Genomic DNA, 19,297 nt, shown 5'->3' with positions numbered 1-19,297 from the left:
TGGCTGATAACTTTGCCATAGGATTGTCCGTACGACCCACGGATTCACAGCCATTCTGTAGCGAATTTTCCGCTTATTGTGGTCGTAACCTGCAGTTCGCGTCTTTGAGGTTCTCGGCGCACTCAACTTCTAGCGCCCCCTCAGACATCCATCTGCGCTCTCCATCGAGATTACTCGTCACACTTCAGCAGGAAGGTGAAGCAGAGGTCTCCCAAGGTGGAAGGACAAGCTATATCCAGGCCGGGCAAATTTTCATAGTGGATCCCAGCCGAGCTTTTCACATAAAAACTGGGCAAATCCATACGCGCTCAGTGTATCTGCCCATCGCACCATTACGCGCTTTAGTACCGATAATTGATGACCTTACAGCAGTTGCCATAGACGCAAGACAGGGCGTGGGAACGCTGTTCGGTAGAGTTCTCGACCAGTTGTTTGAGTTAGCACCAACACTGAGTGAAGGCGTCGCGGATCGAATTGCTGGAACCTTACCGCACCTATTATCGACAGCGTTGCTGTCACTGGAACAAAGCCATGACCTATCTCCAGATCGACTGAAGGAAATGCATCGGCAGCGTATCCATCAGTTCATCGATGCTCACGTTGATGACCCTGAATTAGACGCCGAAGCAATTGCGAGAGGAATCGGCCTGTCCACCCGGTACGTGTATGAGCTCTATTCGAAAGAACCGGAAACCCTCATGAGAACAGTTTGGCGCCTAAGACTTGATAGATGTGGAGCAGATCTGAACAACGATCAGCTCCGTAATCGATCTATCGGCGAAATCGCCTTTCGCTGGGGATTCAGCGATGTCGCACATTTTAGCCGAGCCTTTCGTGAGAAATTCAACTGCACTCCACGGGATTGGCGCAAGCGTTTCATAGCAAGCTAGGTCATCCACCGTCATTGCTGAAAATCAATGACGGTGCTTTATTACCTCAACACCTCGAGTAAAAATTCAGCGGTTTTTTCAGCGAACGCTATCGGAGTTTCGACACAACTTAGATGCGCAGAATCAGCGAGCGTCAGCAATTGGCCCCGTGGCAGCCCCTCAACCATGGTCTCCACCACCGATACGGGAACAGCAAGATCGTGCAGACCAGCGACTGCTAATACTGGCAGCTCCAAAGACTTAAGCGATTGTCGATGATCCAATGCTTGTATCGCACGAATGGCGTCGGCATACCCCTCGGTGGAAGTGTTACTTATCAGACTGCTAATCCACCGCATGCACAGTGGCGACCGGGAAGAAAATCCTGGTGTGAACCAGCGCTCCAACGTCGCTTCAACCTGTCCCTCCATACCACTGCGCTCAGCACTCGCTAAACGTTGATCCCAAAGCCGCTTCACGAGTTCGGGGGTATAGTTCGAACAGTTTGCCAAGACCACAGCCTGCAAACTCTCTGACGTAGCGGCAAAAGCTTGGGCGATCATTCCGCCTAGAGAAATTCCGAGCATCGCCTGAGGACGCAACCGCAAGGTCTCAAGTACCTCATGTACGTAATCGGCATAGTGTTTCATATCGGCGGCTACTTTGAGCCGTGGCGCGTCTCCGTGCCCCGGAATATCAATACAGACTACATGAAAAGCACTTGTATAGAGTGACGTCAGCGGCTTCCAAATCTCGCTGCTGGTAGCGATTGAATGCAGAAGAACCAATGTCGGTTTAGAAGCATCCCCCTTGATGAACACTCCCGGAAAGGGCCTACTTGTCATTGATATTCCTCGCAAGCCCACTCCATCAAGCCGATTCCTGTGTACCAATTGGCAACGGCTTGGTAGAACTTCCGCACCCCTGGTATTCCTTGCGCCGCACCGTGAGCTATAAGCCAAGTCCTGATTTCTTCAGCCCCGTTACCTGCGGTATGCACTTCTTCGGTTGCATGCTTGAGCAACGCATCATTATCGTTACCCTCTAATAATTCGAGAAACCTGCGATCAAACGCTTCGTTCACCAGGCCCATACGTGGTGTCGCGATATCGTGGCTAATGCCTCCTGTCGCTAAGATCGCCACGCGCACAGGCACTTGGTAGCTGTCGATGGACTGCCTGAGTAACCCGCCCCATTGTAAGCAACGCGTCATGGTCGGTAAGGGTGGCTGTACACAATTTACCAGTAGTGGAACGATGGAAACCTCGCCAGACAGCCCTGACAGCTCAAGCGGTGTGAGTACACCGTGATCCAGCGTGAGATCCATCGACAGAGACGGATCGAAGCCGTTTTCGAAAGCGGTCGAGATCAAATGGGCACTAAATTGAGGTGCGCCACGCAATTGGCGCTTTGGTGCCTTTAACCAATGCTCGATCGGAGTGGCGTAGCTATCCGCTGCCCCAACACAAAATGGAGGCAGGTTATCAAGAAAAAAGTTGTGAAGGTGATCGTCCGAAATGACTACCAGAATATCCGGACGAGCCTCCCGAATGCGCCGACCAAGTGACTTGAAAGCGTCGAAGATCTCCAGTCGTTGATCGTCTGGAATAGCCTCGGGAAAGTTGAGCATCACGGGTGTATGACTCGCCGCGAATATACCTACGAGCTCAGCCATTGTTGACTTCCCCTTTGATTTTTCGCAGTGATGCCAGAAATTCATGCTCTGGAATATGTAAGCCCAGGCAATGGGCACGCAACAGATAAGGGTTGACGCCCGCGAGATACATTGCTCCGATATCGTTATCACGAATTGCGTCGCGTTGCTCCACGCCAAGATTGATATCGGCCATGTACAAGTCAGGACTCTGTAAATAACGCTCCAAATGATCGGGCTTGTGATGCACGTCGAACAACACTCGGTTCATCCAGTAAGCTTCGGGGGTTGGCATATTTTGTTGCCAGTTGCTCGCGCTCATTTCGTCACCCCCAGGTGCTTTACGACCCAGTCCACAATGGTTGGCAATGTCTGCGGTGTATTGCCCATATGTCCGCCAGGAAACAGACGAACGCTTTTTGGTGAACCATGTTCGAGGAGCAGTTGGATATCTTCAATTGGGCATTGACGGTCATGTTTCCCGTTGACCAGCAACAAAGGAGCACTCGAAAGATCGAGGAGGCCTTGATCTAGAAGTGACAGTTGCTTGAAACCTGCGATGTACTCTTCATCACTATTGGCTCCCAGCATGCGGCAGCGGGTCTCAACCAGCTCCATCAAATAGCTGTCTGGGTATCGCGAAGCTTCAACCCATGAGCGCTCGAACATATGATGCGCACCACCTCCCCAGTTTACGGCAGCCGCTATTTTGGAGGCGGCAGTGTGCGCGAGCTTCGTGGCCCAATATCCACCAAACGAACGACCCAGCAAGGCAACTCGATCACCTTGCAAATCTTCCTGCTCTGCAGCCCAATCCAATGCCGCTATAAATTGTCGCTCAGCATCGACAACACCTTTTACGGGGGACTCGCCAGTACCCGCATTATCGAGCGCCAGAGTGGCCACGCCTCGTGCGAGAAAGGCGTTACAAGCGGCTGTCATTTGCTCTTTCCATGCATCGACACCTCCCCACATCACAATCAAGGGTGGTGACTTGATACCTAGAGGTTTTCTCAGATAGCCAATGACTTCCGCTCCTTCCTCCGCTCGACCTGCAAATGGAATAGCGATTCGTTGAATCGGCTCTTTCCAACTACGACTGGCCGCCAGATAAGTCTCACGCTCCAGGCTAGCGCAGCGTTCTTTATCAGGATGGTTTGGGCATGGGAAGCGACCGAGGAAATACAAACCGCTGGCCTTCATGTAAAGAGCACTTGCCAGCTCTGTATCGCCCGAAGCTTCTGCACGCTTGGCTTGTTCACCGACAGTATTGCCCGCCCCTAACCAGACGGCAGCCCAAGCGGCGCCATCAAGCCCAGTGAGGCTATCGATCAATAGCGGCCCTTCATCGGAGTCGAGCATGTTCATGGGGTGCACGCGTTTTTGAAGGCGATCCTTCATCCAAAGTTTGACTTCGGCCAATGTCTTCGGACGCCCTTGTACATCGAAGTCAGTAAGCGGCAGGTTGCTCATTACTATCTTTCCAATTCAAAAGTGAGCCCCCATGGTATTAACTGTGATACACGTAATCTTTGCCCTGACCGCATTGCTTTTTGACTCGATCAGCGCAATTCGACTCCGCGCATGCCGAAACAATTTCGACTGCTAAGTGAATCAATTTGCCATGACATCCTCGCGGTAATCTCGCCCTATCTTTATAGGAGCAGGTTCATGAGCGCGATACAAAAAGCACTTGTCGTAGGAGGAGGTATTGGTGGAATGGCGAGCGCAATATCGCTAGCTCGTCTTGGTATCGTAGTCGATCTGGTGGAAATAGATCCCAATTGGCGAGTCTATGGCGCGGGCATTACAATTACCGGCCCTACCCTGCGCGCTTTCCAAGAGCTAGGTATCTACGAGAAAGTGAAAGCCATTGCATACACGGGTCACGGCATTCGAGTTTGCGATATTGCAGGCAAGCAGCTAGCTGAATTGCCAACCCCAATGCCTGCGGATTCTAGCGTATGTGGAAGTGGAGGCATCATGCGTCCAGACCTACATCGAATACTTGCCGACCTCACTCTCTCCAGTGGCGTGAATGTTCAACTGGGCATCACAGTAAATTCACTCGATCAGGAGTTAAATCATGTCAATGTACTGTTTAGCGATAACCGCACTGAGCAGTACGACTTAGTCGTAGGGGCTGACGGCATCAATTCCAAAGTCAGAAAGTTGATTTTCCCGCAAGCACCCGAAGTATTTTTCACGGGGCAGAATGCGTGGCGACTTGTAGCACCTCGCCCCTCAGAGATTGACTGCAGACATTATTTTCTTGGGGGCCCCGTAAAAGTTGGACTGAGTCCAGTTTCCGACAAGAACATGTACATGTTCCTCTTGGAGAACTCGTCCTCTGCAAATCGATTTAGCGAACCAGAACTTCACTCTCGACTACGTGAATTGTTAATCCCCTATGGTGGGGTGATAGGCGCCTTACGCGAAGAACTTAGTGTCGAGTCTGCAATCATTATGCGACCACTGCAGGGATTAGTCTTGCCGGCGCCTTGGTATCTTGGAAGAGTCCTGTTGATCGGTGATGCTGCACATCCAACTACACCTCAACTGGCCTCTGGCGCAGGCATGGCGGTTGAAGATGGAATCGTTTTGAGCCAGGAAATAGCCAAAGGCGACGCCATTGAGCTCGTGTTGCAGCGCTACATGGAGCGCCGTTATCCACGTTGCCGGCTAGTCGTGGATAACTCCTTGGAAATTGGCCGCCGAGAGCAAGCTGGTGCACCCATCAGCGCGCAAACCGAACTGGTAGAAAGCACCCTCAGAATGCTGGCAGAACCTGCCTGAAAATCACCCGGAGGAAAGTATGAGTAATGGATCTAGGCTGCCCGTCCTGCCTGAGGCAGACCTCAACGAAAAGCAAAAGCAGATATTGCAAGAAATCCTGCAAGGGCCCAGGGGGAACCTTGACGGGCCGTTTTTAGCCTGGATTCATAGCCCTGAACTGGCAAATCGAGCACAACATTTAGGTGCCTTTTGTCGCTACGACACGCAATTACCCACGCGCTTGACAGAACTTGCAATATTAACGACCGCGGCGTGGTGGCGATCGCAGGCGGAATGGCAGATTCATGAGCCCATCGCCAGAGAAAATGGTATTTCCAGTGATGTGATCGATGCGATCCTAGCCGGGACACCACCTCCTTTCGTGGAGCCGGATGAAGAGCTGGTGTACCGCTTCACTCAACGCCTGTACAGCACCCGCAGAGTTGATGCCGCGCTTTATAGGGATGTGGAAATGCGCTTTGGCACGGCAGGAGTCGTCGAGCTAACGGGGCTATTAGGTTATTACGCTTTGGTGGCAATGACCCTGAACGTATTTAATATTCATCTTGATCATAATTACGATAAACGCCCATTTGAAGAGATTGTCGATACCAATTAAAAAGAAAATAGTCACAAGCAATCCTTAGTAAATTACAAGCTATCGACCCCCGATATCTGCCATCCACCAAGCGTGCCCGCATTAACTACTTGCAAACTATAAAAACAATAGGAATTTTAAGGTGAAAACCAATCCTGCGACAAGACCACAAAAAATACAGCTAATCAATAGCGCCGTAGTACTTGGAATGTTGTCGTTGATTCAATCTTCGTATGCAACCGAAGGAGGAGGCACGGTCTATCCCCTGGGGGTTAACACAGTGCTCGCCGGCAGAATGCCACCGCCGGGCCTGACCGGGTTTCTATACTTATCCGATTATCAAGCTAACAAGACCATGGATGATTCGGGTAATCGCAAAGCCGGCGTTCATGATTTTGAAATCAATGTTCAAGCCATTTCTGCTCGGTTGGACTACGTTTATACAGACTACACACTCCTGGGAGCGAAGCTTGCCAGTCGCATTGCCCTGCCCATGATTAAAGGCGACATCAGCTTCGATGTGAATACCTCAGCGGGCAGAGTGCATCGTAGTGATAATCAACAAGGAATCGGCGATTTGACAATCGTACCGATAATTCTGGGTTGGAGCTCACCCCTTGTCCAACAAATGACGGGAGTTGAGATCTATGCTCCGATAGGCGCTTACGATAAGGAGCATCTATTCAATCCGGGCCGAAACACATGGTCATATGCACCGTGGTACTCATTTACAGCCTATCCTGTCGAGGATATTGAAATCAGCTCGAAGATTGCATACGTCGTCAACACTGAAAACTCGGCCACCCATTACAAATCTGGCCAGGAATTTATTGCTGACTACAATATTGGTTACAATATCGACAAGCAATGGCAGATTGGCTTGAACGGCTACATTTATAAGCAGCTGACTGACGATGAGCAACATGGTGAGTCCGTCTCTCCAAATGGAAACCGCGGCCAGGTGCTCGCCGTGGGCCCGTCGGTCAAATACCAGAGCTCGGGAGTCGGTTTCGTTCTGAAATGGCAACACGAAACTAAAGTCGAAAATCGAGCCGCAGGTGATCGCCTCTGGTTGCAAGCTGCCTATCATTTTTAAGCTCCTAATAAATTAGCGCAGAGCACTAAGCTTACTTATCAGGCCTCCGACTCAAGCCCAAAACAATAAAGAGATAAACACCATGGCTAAAATTTCAAAATGGCACGTACTGATCGGTGGTTTCATTGCCTATCTGTTCGATGCCATGGAAATTATTTTATTATCACTCTCATTGTCCGTCATCAGCAAAGACCTTGGTTTTAGTATCAACGAAGCAGCGATGCTCGCCACAGCAACACTACTAGGCATTGGCGTGAGCAGCATCACCACTGGTTGGTATTCTGACAACTTCGGACGACGTAACGCTTTACTCGCCTCGTTGATCACGTTTGGTGTTCTTACCGCGGTGATCAGCAACATGCACAATCTCTACGTATTGATCGCTCTGCGGTTTCTTTCAGGATTAGGACTAGGTGGGGTATGGAGCATCGTATCCACTTACGTAGTGGAAACTTGGCCACCGTACCAGCGCGCACGCGCTACCTCTTTTGTTGTCAGCGCATTTCCGATTGGGGCTATGGTTGCAGCTTTCGGCGCCAAATTCCTACTACCCGAATGGAGAACGATGTTCTTATGGTCGGGTGTAGCGGTAATTTTGCCGGTGTTGTACATCTATTTCTGGGTACCTGAATCTCCGACCTGGATCGCTCAGAAAGCACAACGCTGCGAGAAAACCGAAAGAGTATCGATAAAGGAAATTTTTGTCGGAGAACTTCGACACTCGACAATATTTGGTACGTTGGCTGCGAGCCTTGCTCTGATCGGTTACTGGGGCAGTAGTACATGGCTTCCTACTTATCTTGTTCAAGACCGTGGTTTGAGTCTGAGCGCAATGGCAGGCTTTATGGCAATGCTGAATCTCGGAAATTTCTTTGGTCTGAATTTTTTTGGGTACGTTGGAGATAAGCTTGGTAAGCGCAGGAGCATTATACTTTCATTGCTACTTACAGCGATGCTAGTGCCTATCTACCTCTTCACCTCAAACAGCGAATACCTTTTCTGGATTGGGCCAGTGTACGCTTTCTTCCTAGCCTTCCCCGGTATTTTCGGTGCCTATTTCAGCGAGCTCTATCCCACTCGAGTCCGCACCATGGGTGCAGGCTTCTGCTTTAACGCCGGAAGAGGGGTCGCAGCACTCGCTCCTATCCTGCTCAGCGGCATTGCAACTTATTACAGCCTGGCAGCAGGGCTTCTTGTTTGCGCGGGCTTTTTCGTCCTATCGGCTCTGGTCATATTGACTCTGCCTGAAAGCGGTAAAACTCAGCAGCAATTCAAAAAACCGGTCGCTCTGTGACGTTATAGGTTCTGTACGAAAAGTCGGTGCGGGTTGGATTGTTGCCGTGACTGGCTGCAGGCCCGCATGGCAAAGCGTTACGAAGTCTCCGACGCACCGTAGGAATTGATCAAGGATCTGGTCTCTCCAGAGCAGAAATGGGTCGCCCCCGCAGAGATGATCGCCTGGTTTTCCATGGAATCCTGTGCTCGGGAGCCGCCTGGTGTGCTCTGCCGATCGCTTTCGGAGCGTCTGCACATTCGACTGAACCGGGAAGGTCTGATCGATCTAGACACATGGATGATCGATTGCACTGCGGTACGTGCAACACGAGCCTCTTCAGGTGCCGGGAAAAAAGGGAGCCTGCAGTTTTCCTCCTTCCTCACCTTCACCGAGGGCGGAAAGGGTGTGACTGATACACACCGTTTCTTGCAGGTAGCTCTCGCGCTCCCCCAGTGTCAGTACATCCTGGGCCGTCGGGTAGTGTTCCAACAGCCGCAGCACGGTCTCCCTGAAATCATCAGGAACACGCGAGTCTCGGGTAAGGTTTTTCAGTAACTGGCGAGTAGCAACTGTGGCGATTGGACGGTGTATAGGCATGACGCGCTCCAGTAGCCAGAGGGCGCGACCCCGCATGCCACCCTCTGCTGACGGGGCGCTATCTACCCGACCTTCACGATGACAACGTTGCACTCAAGCATGATAAGCGCACCACCTTCAATCTTGCAGGGCACGCTTTCGAGACGCGCCCCGGCGCAGGGGCCATCCACACACAGGCCATCCTCGAATCGGAACATCGCCGAGTGGTGCGCGCACATGATGAACTGGTTCTTGTAGGTGCAAAACTCACCAGGATTGTAATCCAGCGGCACAGAGAAATGAGGGCAGCAGTTGCGGTACAGCCAAACCTGCTCACCTCGCCTCATCGCTACCAGGGGCTGCTGCTTTCCATTGATAACTGCCCCCAACGCTTTCGCCCCACCCTCAGGAATTTCATCCAGCCGGCAGAGAATCATCTGAACGTCCGTCATCAAGATAACTCCGGGTTGCCCAGACCCCAGCTCCAGGGTCTCACCACCACCTGTTCAAAGATGCCAGCCTGCATGTAGGGATCATCCGCCAGGAAGGCTTGAACATCCTCAACCGAGTTGGCTTCGACTACCAGCAGCGTGCCATTCATCTTCCCGCCCGTGCATTCCAAGGTTGGCCCGCCAAGCCTGACCACGACAAAATGCGGTGAAGGGTTGCGCAGGTAGTGCCGATGGGCTGCACGTACGCGCTCTCGAACTTGCCGCTGTTCAGGTTTGTCAGTGGCGAAAACGGCGAAGTACTGACTCACGATGACACCCGGGGCAAGATAAAATCATAGGTGGCGTGTTGGAACGCCTCTTTGAAGCCAAACGTCTTGGCCAGGGGGTTGTTGTACTCGCACGGCTGATAGGCCACCCGCAGCGAATCTTTAACGCCGAACACGGCATCGGAATCCAAATAAGGGTCGTCGTGATTAAACAGGTGCGTCACCAAGGTTCGATACCCCGGTGCCTCAATCATGAAGTGCAGGTGAGCAGGACGCCATGGATGCCGGCCAGTGGCCGACAACAGTTGCCCCACCGGGCCATCGGTGGGAATCGGGTAACTCACCGGTACTACGGTACGGATGGCGTAACGACCTTGCTCATCGGTGTGGTAGCGCCCGCGCAGATTTCCCACCGGCTGCTCGATGTCCTGACCGGAGTACATACCATTGGTAGCGGTCTGCCAGATATCGAGGGTCGCATTCGCCAAAGGGCATCCGTCAGCGTCGGTGACCTTGCCCGTCACCAGTGCGGGAACACCTGGTGTGAAGGCCATGTTCTCGCCAAACTCACGATCAGGCATGCCCTCGATGTAGAACGGCCCGAACACGGTACTTTCAGTAACCGTGTGCTGAGCTCGGTGGTTGATAGCGTCGACCAGCATCGACACCCCGAGCACATCCGACAGGAGAATGAATTCTTGGCGCACCAGGCCATCGCACATCTGGCCAGTTGCGGTTAGAAAGCGAACACCCGCCAGCCACTCCTCCTCGCTCAGTTCCACCTCTTGGGTAAACGCATGAACGTGGCGAACGAGACTTTGCACTATTTCGCGGAGCCTGGCATCTGGTGTCGTACTGAAGCTGGCGACCGCCTTTTCGGTGATCGTCGCTTCTGCAGGGGTCTGTTTCATTGTTATTGGCTCCCTGATAAAAAAGACGCAGGCTCTCCGCATGGAAGCCTGCGCCAAAAGGTGAATACGTTAGGCTGGTGCCATACCCAACCTTGCCCGCTGCAGCATCTGCTCAATCGCCGCACGCTCAAATGGTCGAGGGTTGTAGTAAGGACTTTCGCACGCAATCCGCGCCGTTTCAGCCGGCCCCTCGACTGGGAAGCCAACGGCCTCCAATGCCAATAGGATTCCCAGCTTGCGGTTCAGCTCGTAGATCAGAGGCCCGACCTCCTCCGCCTCCACGCCGCCCAATGCGCGGGCAGCGCGCCTGAGCTGGGAGGCTGCTGCATCTCGGTTGTAGTGGGCCGAGTGCGGCAACATGATCGCGTGAGCTTGGGCATGGGGCAGATTGAAGGTGCCACCCAGGGTATGGCAGAGCTTGTGGTGGATCGCCATCCCAACCGCCCCCAGGCAGATGCCCGCCAGCCAAGCGCCGTAAAGTGCCTCCTCGCGCGCCGATGCATCATGAGGATTAGCCACTACCGCAGGTAGCGCATTGGCCAGGGCCCGAATGGACTCTTCAGCCATCAGACTGATCACAGGATTCGCATCCTGGGCATACAGTGCCTCCACTGCATGGGCCATCGCATTCATGCCCGAGCAGGCTGAGATTTCAGCCGGCAAGGTGTGGGTGAGTCGAGGATCGTAAATCACCGTCTTTGGCAGGACGCGGCTGTCGCGCCCGGTTTTCTTCAGGCGGTTTTCCGTCAGGCCCCAGATGGGCGTCATTTCCGAGCCAGCGTACGTCGTGGGCACCGCGACAATCGGCAGACCGGAGTCCAGCGCGATGGCTTTGCCCAGGCCAATGGTGGAGCCGCCACCGACCGCCACGCAGCAATCTGCTCCATGCTTGGCAGCTTCCGCGCGAGCCGCTTGTGCAACCTCCAATGGCACATGCATGACCGCTTCTGCATATACACCAGCACTGCGTTGACCAATCAGTTCGGCAATTTCCTCGCCCAAGTCCCGTTGCTCTGGAGTGGTGAGAATGAGTGCGCGCTCAGCACCCAGGCGCTCGATTTCTTCCGCCAATTTCTCCAGCGCACCCGTGCCAAACACAACGCGACTGGGGTTACCTTGATACGTGAAAGACTTCATGGCGACCTCAGCGTTTAAAATGCGGCGGGATGGTGGCATCCACGTTGACCCAGACCGAGTGCGCCTCGGTGTAGTCATGGATGGCCTCAAAGCCCATCTCACGGCCATAGCCGGATTGCCCCACGCCGCCGAATGGGCTACCTGGGCTAACACGCTTGTAGCAATTGATCCAGCACATGCCGGCGCGGATCTTGGACGCCATCTTGTGGGCGCGCTGCAGGTTCTGCGTCCACAGACCGCTGCCCAAGCCGTAGGCAGTGCCGTTGGCAATGGCCAGTGCTTCTTCGTCAGTGGAGAACCGCATCACCGTCACGAACGGCCCGAACACTTCCTCCTGCGATACACGGTGGTGCGGCAGGGCCTCAACGACAGTCGGTTCGACATAGTATCCATCTACCAGACCAGGTGCGGTTGGCGCGCGGCCTCCGGTGAGGATCTTCCCGCCTTCCTCCTGGGCTACAGCCACAAAGGAAAGGACGCGATCACGGTGCAGGGCCGACGTCAGCGGGCCCATCTCGGTGTTCGGATCCATAGGGTCACCCAAGCGGATGGATTCGGCCAGCTTGATGAATTTTGCCAGGAACTCATCGGCGATGCTTTCGTGCAGCATCAGACGAGAACCCGCAATACAGGCTTGGCCCTGGTTGTGGAAAATGGCCCAGGCTGCCCCGTTCACTGCCGCGTCGATATTGGCATCTTCGAAGACGATATTTGCGCCTTTGCCGCCCAGTTCGAGCTGAACACGCTTGAGGTTTGCCTTGGACGCCTCAACGATCCTTTTACCAGTGGCCGTCGAACCGGTGAAGGCAATCTTGCCCACGTCGGGATGATCAGCCAGCCGTTGGCCAGCTGTATGACCGAAACCCGGCACCACGTTAACGACACCGTCTGGGAAGCCGACTTCTTTCATGAGCTCGGCGATGCGAAGCGTGGACAGCGGTGTGATCTCGGACGGCTTGATTACAACGGTATTACCCGCTGCCAAGGCCGGGCCCATTTTCCAGCTGGTGAACATAAGCGGGAAGTTCCAAGGCACGATCTGCCCCACCACCCCGATCGGTTTACGCTGGACATAGTTTAGGAAGCCCGCCTCGACAGGAATCACCGAACCTTCGATCTTGTCCGCCATGCCGCCGAAGTAACGGAAGCATGCGGCAGTGCGTGGCACATCCAGGTTACGCGAGTCGCGGATAGGGTGACCGGTGTCACGCGACTCAAGCTGTGCCAGCTCTTCGGCATTAGCTTCAATGGCATCAGCTAGCTTGAGCAGCAAACGACCGCGTTCAGCCGGCGAGAGCGCTGCCCAGGCAGGGAAGGCACGCTGCGCAGCAGCAACAGCCAGATCAACATCTTCCGCTTCGGCGGCAGCGATCCGAGTGAGCAGCGAGCCGTCGACGGGGCTCATCACATCGATTTCGCCGCCTTTGATGGCAGGTACAAAACGTCCATCGATGAAAAGTTGGTTTTGCATGGCAATAACTCTCCCTACGCCGCAAGGGCTGCGGCGTGGTTCAAAAAGTTCGGCGGAACGAAAAAATCAGAAGTCGACGGGATATGGCTTGAGCTCGCCACTCTCGTAGCGCTGAGGCAGATTCGGGGTGGCGTTCTCCCACACCATCAACATCGAACGTTTGGTGGAGTAGCCTTGGTGACGGATGTCGGCAGGCATGGCGGCGATGTCGCCGGCTCGCATGGTCAAACGAGCGCGCGGATTACCATCGTCCTTGTCACACACATCCCAGATGATTTCGTCCGACATCTGCAGGAACCACTCAACGCGGTCGTTACCGTGGAAGATCGGCAGGATGTATTCCTCGGTGGTTGGACAGAACAAGCTGGCCTTGCAGACCGAGCTGACCGATGGGTTCCAAGTAACGTCTGAGCGCGACAGGTATTTGAACAGGTTGAAGGCATGCAGCTGGCCTTCAAAACCGGCGGCGACGTGCACCTCAGGTTCATCTTGGACGACATCTTCAAAATGGCGGTTGACCGGCAGGTCGTTACGCAGCGGCGAATCGCCGGGCAGACCAGGCATGCGCTTGGTAGCAATGCGGAAGCGCTCGATGGCCTCAATGTTGTCGCCGTGCTTACGCCCGAATGCACTACCGGTTTCCTCCGGCGCGGCAAATGGATCGAAGCCTTCGTTCGTCCAGTCACGCAGGATAGCCTTGAAGGTTGCCATGATCTTCGGCGTTTCGAACTGCTCGACGTAGTCAACGCCGGCATCGCGCAGCACGCCGTTGAAGGTGCCGGCGTACAGGTCGACTTTGCCGTAGTGGTTCTGGGTGCCAATCACGGAGTCAAAGTTGACCCAGCCGTAGAAGAAGCCCCAAGCAACGTCACGCATCAGCGCACGCAGGAATGCATCTGCCGGGATCAAGTGCGAACGGGCTTGGCCCTTAGCCGGCCACTCGATACGCGCGAAGTATTCATCGCGGGAGATGGTGAAAGCGCCCAGGCGGAAGGTTCGATAGCCGGTAACAGCGTCGGGCGCACTGGCATCAACTTCTTCGAGCAGTGGAAGCGTGTGTTCTGCAGTCTCAAGCATGGCCATGTTGCGTTCTCCTTAGTCATTAAAAGTCGGATTACTTCAGGCAGATTTCTGCCCACTTCTCGACGGAGAGAGAGCCTTGAATAGTCTGCTGGAGGATCACGCCTGGGCGTGGACTTTCAAAACGGTAGGCACAGCCTGCTGGCAGCAGGGCTTGGTGGCCACGGCGCAGAATGACGTAGCCCATGGGGCGACCTTTGGGCTCACTACCCGCCAGTTGAGTGCCTTCGGCACCTTCGAATGGCTGATCAAGTTTGAGGAAGTCGATGCGCACATCGCCGTCCATGCAGATCGCGAATTCATCATGTGCACAGGTGAACCACGGCGAGCGCCCCTCTGCCCGGAGCACCTCCATCACATAGCCAAGGTTCAGGCCAACGATGACTTTTTCATATGGGGCCGACTTATCGGCGACCTCAAAGACGTTGGAAAATGCGTAATGACGGGCATCACCCTTAATCAGTTCGATGGTGCCCTTGCGGTAGTTCGCCAGAGAACCGAAGACAGTGCGATAGGCAGCACTCATGTCGGATTACCTTTGTTGTTGTATTCGTGAGTCAAAGGTAAATCCCATAAGGATCACCAACAATCCCATATCCACCGACCTCAGTGTTTGCGAAATCCAAACAACCGAGACGCGCGCGCATCAGGCCTAATGGCTGGCCCTAAGTCCTAGCGAATCCAGCCTTTTTCAAGCAAAGGCTTATCCCAGAAAGGTTCGTCCGCCATGCGCTCAAGCAAAAAATCAATGAGCGTGCGCACCTTTAGAGCGTTGCGCTGGGTTGCCGGGAACACCGCCGAGAAGTTGAAAGACGTAAGCGGGTAATCCGTGAGCAAGGGCACCATGCGCTCGCTGAGCAAATCGGGGCTGGCAACCAGCGTGGGCAGGCAAACCAGCGCCTCGCCGGTTAGGGCGTAATCCCTGAGCAGGTGCACGGAATTGGAACGGATGTGGCCAGGCAGGCTGAGTTCGATCACGCCCGTGCTGTGATGGAAGTGCCAGCGGTTGCGGGTCGGGTAACCCTCATACAACGCGATACAGTGATTCAAAAGGTCTTCGGGGTGCTTTGGAACACCGTTCAGCTCAAGGTAGCCAGGTGTGGCGAGGAACAATCTGCGTACGCTGAAGAGCTTACGCTCGATGAGTGTTTCGGATTGGGGCGGGAACATCTGGAAGGCGACATCAACCCCCTCCTCGATCGGGTCTACGACGCGGTCATTGACGATGACGTCGAGTTCGATATCGGGATAGAGCTTAGTGAACTCCGCAAGCAATTTGCCGAAATGGTTAATGGCAAAACCGGGCAGCATCTGCACCCGAAGTTTGCCGGTAGGCTTGGCGCGCTGATCGCGCATCTGCTCGGTCAGGGCATTGAACCCTGCAACCATATCCGCACATTCGCGGTAGTAATTGGTACCAATCTCGGACAACCGGACATGGCGTGTGCTGCGGTGAAACAGCGGAGCTTTTATGAACGCTTCCAGCTGTTGAATACGGTGCGTGACCACGGAGCGGGTCACACCAAGCTGCTGCGCAGCACGGGCGAAATTGCCGGTCTCAGCGACACGAACAAATGCCTCAATGCTCAGTAGTCGATCCATTGGACAACTCCATGCTTTTATTCTTATGAGTGCAGCGAAGCCAGCGAGACCGTATGCATGTATAAGCCAAGGCCGATCAGACCTAATATCATGACGGCGATAGTCCGTTGCAAGGCGTTAGCAGTTTTCGTGTAATGCGTGTTCACGGTACAGGCTCTCTCTACAGCCGAGCTTTACAGCTGTCGATTCAGGAGCCACTCTACCGCCAATGATTGGTGCTAAAAAGTAGACAATGCGGAAATGTCTGTTCACTTCGGAGTAAACAATGAACCGCATTGAGGCCATGAATGTCTTTGCCCGGGTAGCCGAACTCGGAAGCTTCTCTGCTGCTGCTTCGCAGCTCGGCATTGCACGCTCTATGGTCACTCGCCAAATCGCCAACTTAGAGAAATTCCTCAGTGCCAAACTCTTGGTGCGTACGACCCGACACGTCTCGCTCACCTCTGCGGGACTGGTTTACCTGGAGAAATGTCGGGAGATTCTGTCGTTGCTGGAAGAGGCAGAATCCGGGGTTATGGAAGAGCGGCACACACCCAGTGGACGCCTGCGAATCAGCCTGCCATTGAGCTTCGGCCTCAGTACGTTGCTACCGCTGCTGATGGATTTTCAACGGGAGTATCCCGACATCCGTCTTGCCTTGGACTTCAGCGATCGGACGGTCAATCTGGCTGAAGAAGGCATCGACCTTTCGATCCGGATCACCAGCTACCTCGATCCCATTATGATCGTTCGCAAGCTCGGTGAAGCGCGTCTGCTCACTGTCGCCTCGCCCTCCTACCTGCTTGAGCACGGAGCACCCGAGCACCCGGCCGACTTGAGCCGTCATGCGTGCCTGGGTTATTCCCCCCAAGTGAACAATCGCCCGTGGGCGTATTCCATAGATGGCAAGCCGGAGCTGTTCTACCCCACCTTCGTGCTGCAGGCGAACAATGGCGATGCCATGGCCCAGGCAGCGGTAAAAGGCTTGGGTATCACACTGCTCCCGGATTTCATCGTCGCACCACACATCCTGAACCAGGAACTCAAGGCCGTGCTGGAAGCCTTCGAGCCCTCGCCTCTTGGAATTTATGCTGTACTGCCCAGCAACAGTTACGTGCCATTGCGTGTGCGAGTGCTAGTGGAGTACATGTCGGAGAAAATAGGCAAAATTATGCCTGCACTGAACCGCTCAGTCAGTGGATGAACGGCGGCACACCTGTCGGGCGCCGCCGAGGATCAAGCTCTGATCGGCGTGGCCTGATAGGCGGCCAACTTCCAATGCCCGTCCAGCTTCACCCATACGGCAAGACTTTTGTTGCGCATCGAACGCGCCGCACCGTTGATGATCATCTCGGTGTTCATTTCCCCGATGACCAGCACGGATTCGCCATACACGCGGATTTCATCGACTGGGTGATCGATGGACTTGTACACATACCAGCCGCTGTGGCATTTTTTCAGGTAACTACTCAGCGTGTCGACTGTGCCGCTCGAATGCACGTAGGCGAGCTCTGGGTGCGCTAGAGCCGCAAATTGATCAAAGTCGCCGTCAATGACCGCCTGGAACCGCTGATTCTCAAGACTGCGGATGAGCTGCCCGCAGGTTTGTTCTTTGTCTTGTTGCACTATTGCCTTCCTCTTACAGTGTGGGATCAATGGGCTCGTGGCCCGGCAGCCAGATACCTCTCTGGGGCGCGCTTGCCGTCCTTGTTCTTGGTCGAACTGGGCGCATGAGTCAACGTGGCATCGACGATGGTGCCCTAGCGCAGCGACAGACCCCGGTCGCCCAGGTAACCGTTCATCACGCCAAAGTTCCCGCCCCGCCAGTTCATGTATTTCCTGTAGGCGACGGAAGTTGAGCATGGTGGATTCGTCAGGGCTTCGTTCCAGGCTCAAACCTGCAAACTGACGCAGGATCGTCGTCTCATACTGCGCTTCTCCCATTGCAAGATCGATGTCATCGACCTGAATGTGTGGTTAGATGCCCTTGAGCCCGAATGGGCTCATGACGTCGACGTTTCAGCTCGTCCCGAATGGCCAGCAGCGTCGCACACATTCACTTCTTGACCGTCAGTCGCAGTATTTGAAAGCCCCCCGTTTCTGTTGGTACTACACGGTGTGTGAAGCCCAGGAAGTCAAAGGCGGTTTACCAAAACCTCGCTTCCTACGATTTCTCGCAGCAAACCGAGCGAACTCGATCAGTCGTGTTTTCGAGGCATTGAGCGATGAACCGAACCTGGCTAACCGTTCCTGCACCAGAAACTGCTAAGCCTGCACTTTTGTCCTGAAACCCACCACGCTGTCGTCCGCGTAACGCACAATTACATCACCACAGGCTTGCCGCTGGCGCTATTCCGAAGGATATGCAATCGAAGCGTACGTGCCTTCGGGAATAGGTGCCGTTACACCTGCCAGACCAATCCATAAAAAATGCTACTCAGCTCGTAACGCTCGATGGGCCAGCCGCGTCAAAGATCGACGCGGCCTCTAGGTGTTTTGGATAAAGAACAGGCAAATATCACCGCACTTTTAGACAAAAACATATCTCAGGCTCAACTATTATCATGTAGAAACTGACAATAGGAAGATATCGTGAAAACTACAAAATCCGATTTGCTCTTCGAAACGCCTACCCAAAATCAGCAGCGTCATATGGAAAGCTCTGCCAAAGAGACAGCTTTGCCTACGGCAATGAGCACTGATTCTGAAAATAACGGACACGTAGCTAGTTCGAGACCACTCAAGGTCATCTTGTCTTCGACCAAGCACCCATCTATGTCCCGGGCACAGTTTTTCAACCACCTCTCTAACGTCCATGCTCCCCTGGTGCAAAGTATTCCTGGAATCAAACAATATGTCCGTAAGTACGTTCAGAATCACACTCGCTTAAAAGAAGATCTCGCCCCAAACAATACCGTTTATCCGCACCTCGAGACACGTGATTCAGTAATCGAACTGTGGTTTGATAGTAATGAAATGTTTTGGAATCTAATGTCTGCACCCAGCTATGCGGACGTAGTTCGTCCTGACGAAGCGCGTTTCAACGATTTGAGCAAGCTTATCATTCTAGCAACTCATGAAGGGCACAAACACCTTAATGCATTGATTGCAGTTACCAACGAACCAGCGAAGGTCAAAACGTTCGACTTTGTAAAACGCAAACAGGGGATATCTCCGGAAGAGTTCTCATCAGGATTACAAAATTACGAAAAAGCACTCGTCGCCAGCCAAGCTTATGAAAAAAATGTCACAGCTCATGTGTGGAATGGTGCGTTGCCTACGGGCAGCAACCCTTTTGGAGTCGCGTCGGACTACGATGGTGTCGTCGAAACTTGGTTCCAGAGCTACGAGGCTTTAGTAAAATTCCAGCGAGAATACTCTGCGACAGAGAATATTTTAGAATTCGGATTACAGTTCGTGGATCGAATTAATTCGTTTTCAGTTATCGCTGAAGAAAAGCCTATATACGACGACTTTCAGCAATAGCTCATTACGCGCCTGAACCATTAATGAAAGTTATTTAGCGAGAAGTCCCTCTTCGCTGGTAAAAATAGA

General features: G+C 53.7%; 21 protein-coding genes and 2 pseudogenes. 8 read left to right on the top strand and 15 right to left on the bottom strand.

The features are described from left to right. A partial coding sequence (locus tag HCU66_RS21990) for an AraC-like ligand-binding domain-containing protein (RefSeq protein WP_205890553.1) occupies window positions 1-890 on the top strand: 890 nt, incomplete at its 5' end. 41 nt (window positions 891-931) lie between these two features. On the opposite strand, the gene HCU66_RS21985 is transcribed toward HCU66_RS21990, so the two are convergent. The 4 genes from HCU66_RS21985 to HCU66_RS21970 are packed head-to-tail and all read right to left on the bottom strand — an operon-like array spanning window position 932 to window position 3,996. Then, the gene (locus HCU66_RS21985) at window positions 932-1,714 is read right to left on the bottom strand and encodes an alpha/beta fold hydrolase (protein ID WP_205890552.1); all 783 of its coding nucleotides are present in this window, start codon (window positions 1,712-1,714) and stop codon (window positions 932-934) included. Further along, a complete protein-coding gene (locus HCU66_RS21980) occupies window positions 1,711-2,544 on the bottom strand; it encodes a DODA-type extradiol aromatic ring-opening family dioxygenase (protein WP_205890551.1) in 834 nt (277 codons plus the stop codon). Before HCU66_RS21980 ends, HCU66_RS21985 begins: the two co-directional genes overlap by 4 nt. Continuing rightward, window positions 2,537-2,845 (bottom strand): hypothetical protein, encoded by a 309-nt coding sequence (locus HCU66_RS21975; protein WP_205890550.1) that lies wholly within the window; start codon window positions 2,843-2,845, stop codon window positions 2,537-2,539. The genes HCU66_RS21980 and HCU66_RS21975 overlap by 8 nt, the downstream gene beginning before the upstream one ends. After that, a complete protein-coding gene (locus tag HCU66_RS21970; RefSeq protein ID WP_205890549.1) occupies window positions 2,842-3,996 on the bottom strand; it encodes an alpha/beta hydrolase family protein in 1,155 nt (384 codons plus the stop codon). The genes HCU66_RS21975 and HCU66_RS21970 overlap by 4 nt, the downstream gene beginning before the upstream one ends. 198 nt (window positions 3,997-4,194) lie before the next feature. Between HCU66_RS21970 and HCU66_RS21965 the strand changes: the two genes are divergently transcribed. The 5 genes and pseudogenes from HCU66_RS21965 to HCU66_RS21945 all read left to right on the top strand — a co-directional run. Beyond that, entirely contained in the window at window positions 4,195-5,319 is a 1,125-nt protein-coding gene (locus tag HCU66_RS21965; protein ID WP_205890548.1) for an FAD-dependent oxidoreductase, read from the top strand. Between the two features lie 19 nt (window positions 5,320-5,338). Beyond that, entirely contained in the window at window positions 5,339-5,917 is a 579-nt protein-coding gene (locus HCU66_RS21960) for a carboxymuconolactone decarboxylase family protein (RefSeq protein WP_205890547.1), read from the top strand. Window positions 5,918-6,038: 121 nt separating this feature from the next. Further along, window positions 6,039-6,992, top strand: coding sequence for a SphA family protein (locus tag HCU66_RS21955; RefSeq protein ID WP_338136459.1), 954 nt, complete (start codon window positions 6,039-6,041; stop codon window positions 6,990-6,992). A gap of 82 nt (window positions 6,993-7,074) precedes the next feature. Then, entirely contained in the window at window positions 7,075-8,286 is a 1,212-nt protein-coding gene (locus HCU66_RS21950) for an MFS transporter (RefSeq protein WP_205890546.1), read from the top strand. 105 nt (window positions 8,287-8,391) lie between these two features. After that, window positions 8,392-8,625 (top strand): annotated as a pseudogene (locus HCU66_RS21945) (IS5/IS1182 family transposase); the annotation flags it as partial. Here HCU66_RS21945 and HCU66_RS21940 read toward each other — a convergent pair. The 9 genes from HCU66_RS21940 to HCU66_RS21900 form a co-directional block, all read right to left on the bottom strand. Beyond that, entirely contained in the window at window positions 8,605-8,865 is a 261-nt protein-coding gene (locus HCU66_RS21940) for a BPSL0761 family protein (protein ID WP_205890556.1), read from the bottom strand. The pseudogene HCU66_RS21945 and the gene HCU66_RS21940 sit on opposite strands and share 21 nt — an antisense overlap. Window positions 8,866-8,927: 62 nt before the next feature. Next, a complete protein-coding gene (locus HCU66_RS21935; protein ID WP_205890545.1) occupies window positions 8,928-9,296 on the bottom strand; it encodes a Rieske (2Fe-2S) protein in 369 nt (122 codons plus the stop codon). Next, on the bottom strand, window positions 9,296-9,604 hold the full coding sequence (locus tag HCU66_RS21930) for a YciI family protein (RefSeq protein ID WP_205890544.1): 309 nt from the start codon (window positions 9,602-9,604) through the stop codon (window positions 9,296-9,298). The genes HCU66_RS21935 and HCU66_RS21930 overlap by 1 nt, the downstream gene beginning before the upstream one ends. Continuing rightward, the gene (locus HCU66_RS21925) at window positions 9,601-10,473 is read right to left on the bottom strand and encodes an intradiol ring-cleavage dioxygenase (RefSeq protein WP_205890543.1); all 873 of its coding nucleotides are present in this window, start codon (window positions 10,471-10,473) and stop codon (window positions 9,601-9,603) included. The genes HCU66_RS21930 and HCU66_RS21925 overlap by 4 nt, the downstream gene beginning before the upstream one ends. A 69-nt stretch (window positions 10,474-10,542) precedes the next feature. Then, a complete protein-coding gene (locus tag HCU66_RS21920; protein ID WP_205890542.1) occupies window positions 10,543-11,610 on the bottom strand; it encodes a maleylacetate reductase in 1,068 nt (355 codons plus the stop codon). Between the two features lie 7 nt (window positions 11,611-11,617). After that, window positions 11,618-13,081 (bottom strand): aldehyde dehydrogenase family protein, encoded by a 1,464-nt coding sequence (locus HCU66_RS21915; protein WP_205890541.1) that lies wholly within the window; start codon window positions 13,079-13,081, stop codon window positions 11,618-11,620. 66 nt (window positions 13,082-13,147) lie between these two features. Then, window positions 13,148-14,164 carry a hydroxyquinol 1,2-dioxygenase gene (locus HCU66_RS21910; RefSeq protein ID WP_205890540.1) on the bottom strand — a complete coding sequence of 339 codons (1,017 nt, stop codon included), beginning with the start codon at window positions 14,162-14,164 and terminating at the stop codon, window positions 13,148-13,150. Between the two features lie 31 nt (window positions 14,165-14,195). After that, a complete protein-coding gene (locus tag HCU66_RS21905; protein ID WP_205890539.1) occupies window positions 14,196-14,687 on the bottom strand; it encodes a cupin domain-containing protein in 492 nt (163 codons plus the stop codon). A gap of 146 nt (window positions 14,688-14,833) precedes the next feature. Next, window positions 14,834-15,763, bottom strand: coding sequence for a LysR family transcriptional regulator (locus HCU66_RS21900; protein WP_205890538.1), 930 nt, complete (start codon window positions 15,761-15,763; stop codon window positions 14,834-14,836). Between the two features lie 265 nt (window positions 15,764-16,028). On the opposite strand from HCU66_RS21900, the gene HCU66_RS21895 reads away from it, so the two are divergent. After that, on the top strand, window positions 16,029-16,946 hold the full coding sequence (locus HCU66_RS21895) for a LysR family transcriptional regulator (RefSeq protein WP_205890537.1): 918 nt from the start codon (window positions 16,029-16,031) through the stop codon (window positions 16,944-16,946). A 32-nt stretch (window positions 16,947-16,978) separates the two neighbouring features. Here HCU66_RS21895 and HCU66_RS21890 read toward each other — a convergent pair whose 3' ends face one another. Beyond that, window positions 16,979-17,368, bottom strand: coding sequence for a DUF4440 domain-containing protein (locus HCU66_RS21890; protein ID WP_205890536.1), 390 nt, complete (start codon window positions 17,366-17,368; stop codon window positions 16,979-16,981). Window positions 17,369-17,421: 53 nt separating this feature from the next. Next, window positions 17,422-17,695: pseudogene (locus tag HCU66_RS21885) on the bottom strand (IS5/IS1182 family transposase); the annotation flags it as partial. A gap of 639 nt (window positions 17,696-18,334) precedes the next feature. Here HCU66_RS21885 and HCU66_RS21880 point away from each other — a divergent pair. Continuing rightward, complete coding sequence (locus HCU66_RS21880; protein WP_205890535.1) at window positions 18,335-19,228, top strand: EthD domain-containing protein; 894 nt, start codon at window positions 18,335-18,337, stop codon at window positions 19,226-19,228. Window positions 19,229-19,297: the final 69 nt, after the last annotated feature.

Origin of the sequence: Pseudomonas frederiksbergensis (assembly GCF_017114915.1) — a bacterium.
Taxonomy (GTDB): Bacteria; Pseudomonadota; Gammaproteobacteria; order Pseudomonadales; family Pseudomonadaceae; genus Aquipseudomonas; species Aquipseudomonas frederiksbergensis_I.
Note: the sequence above shows the minus strand (reverse complement) of the source record. Positions and strands in the feature narration are given on the sequence as shown.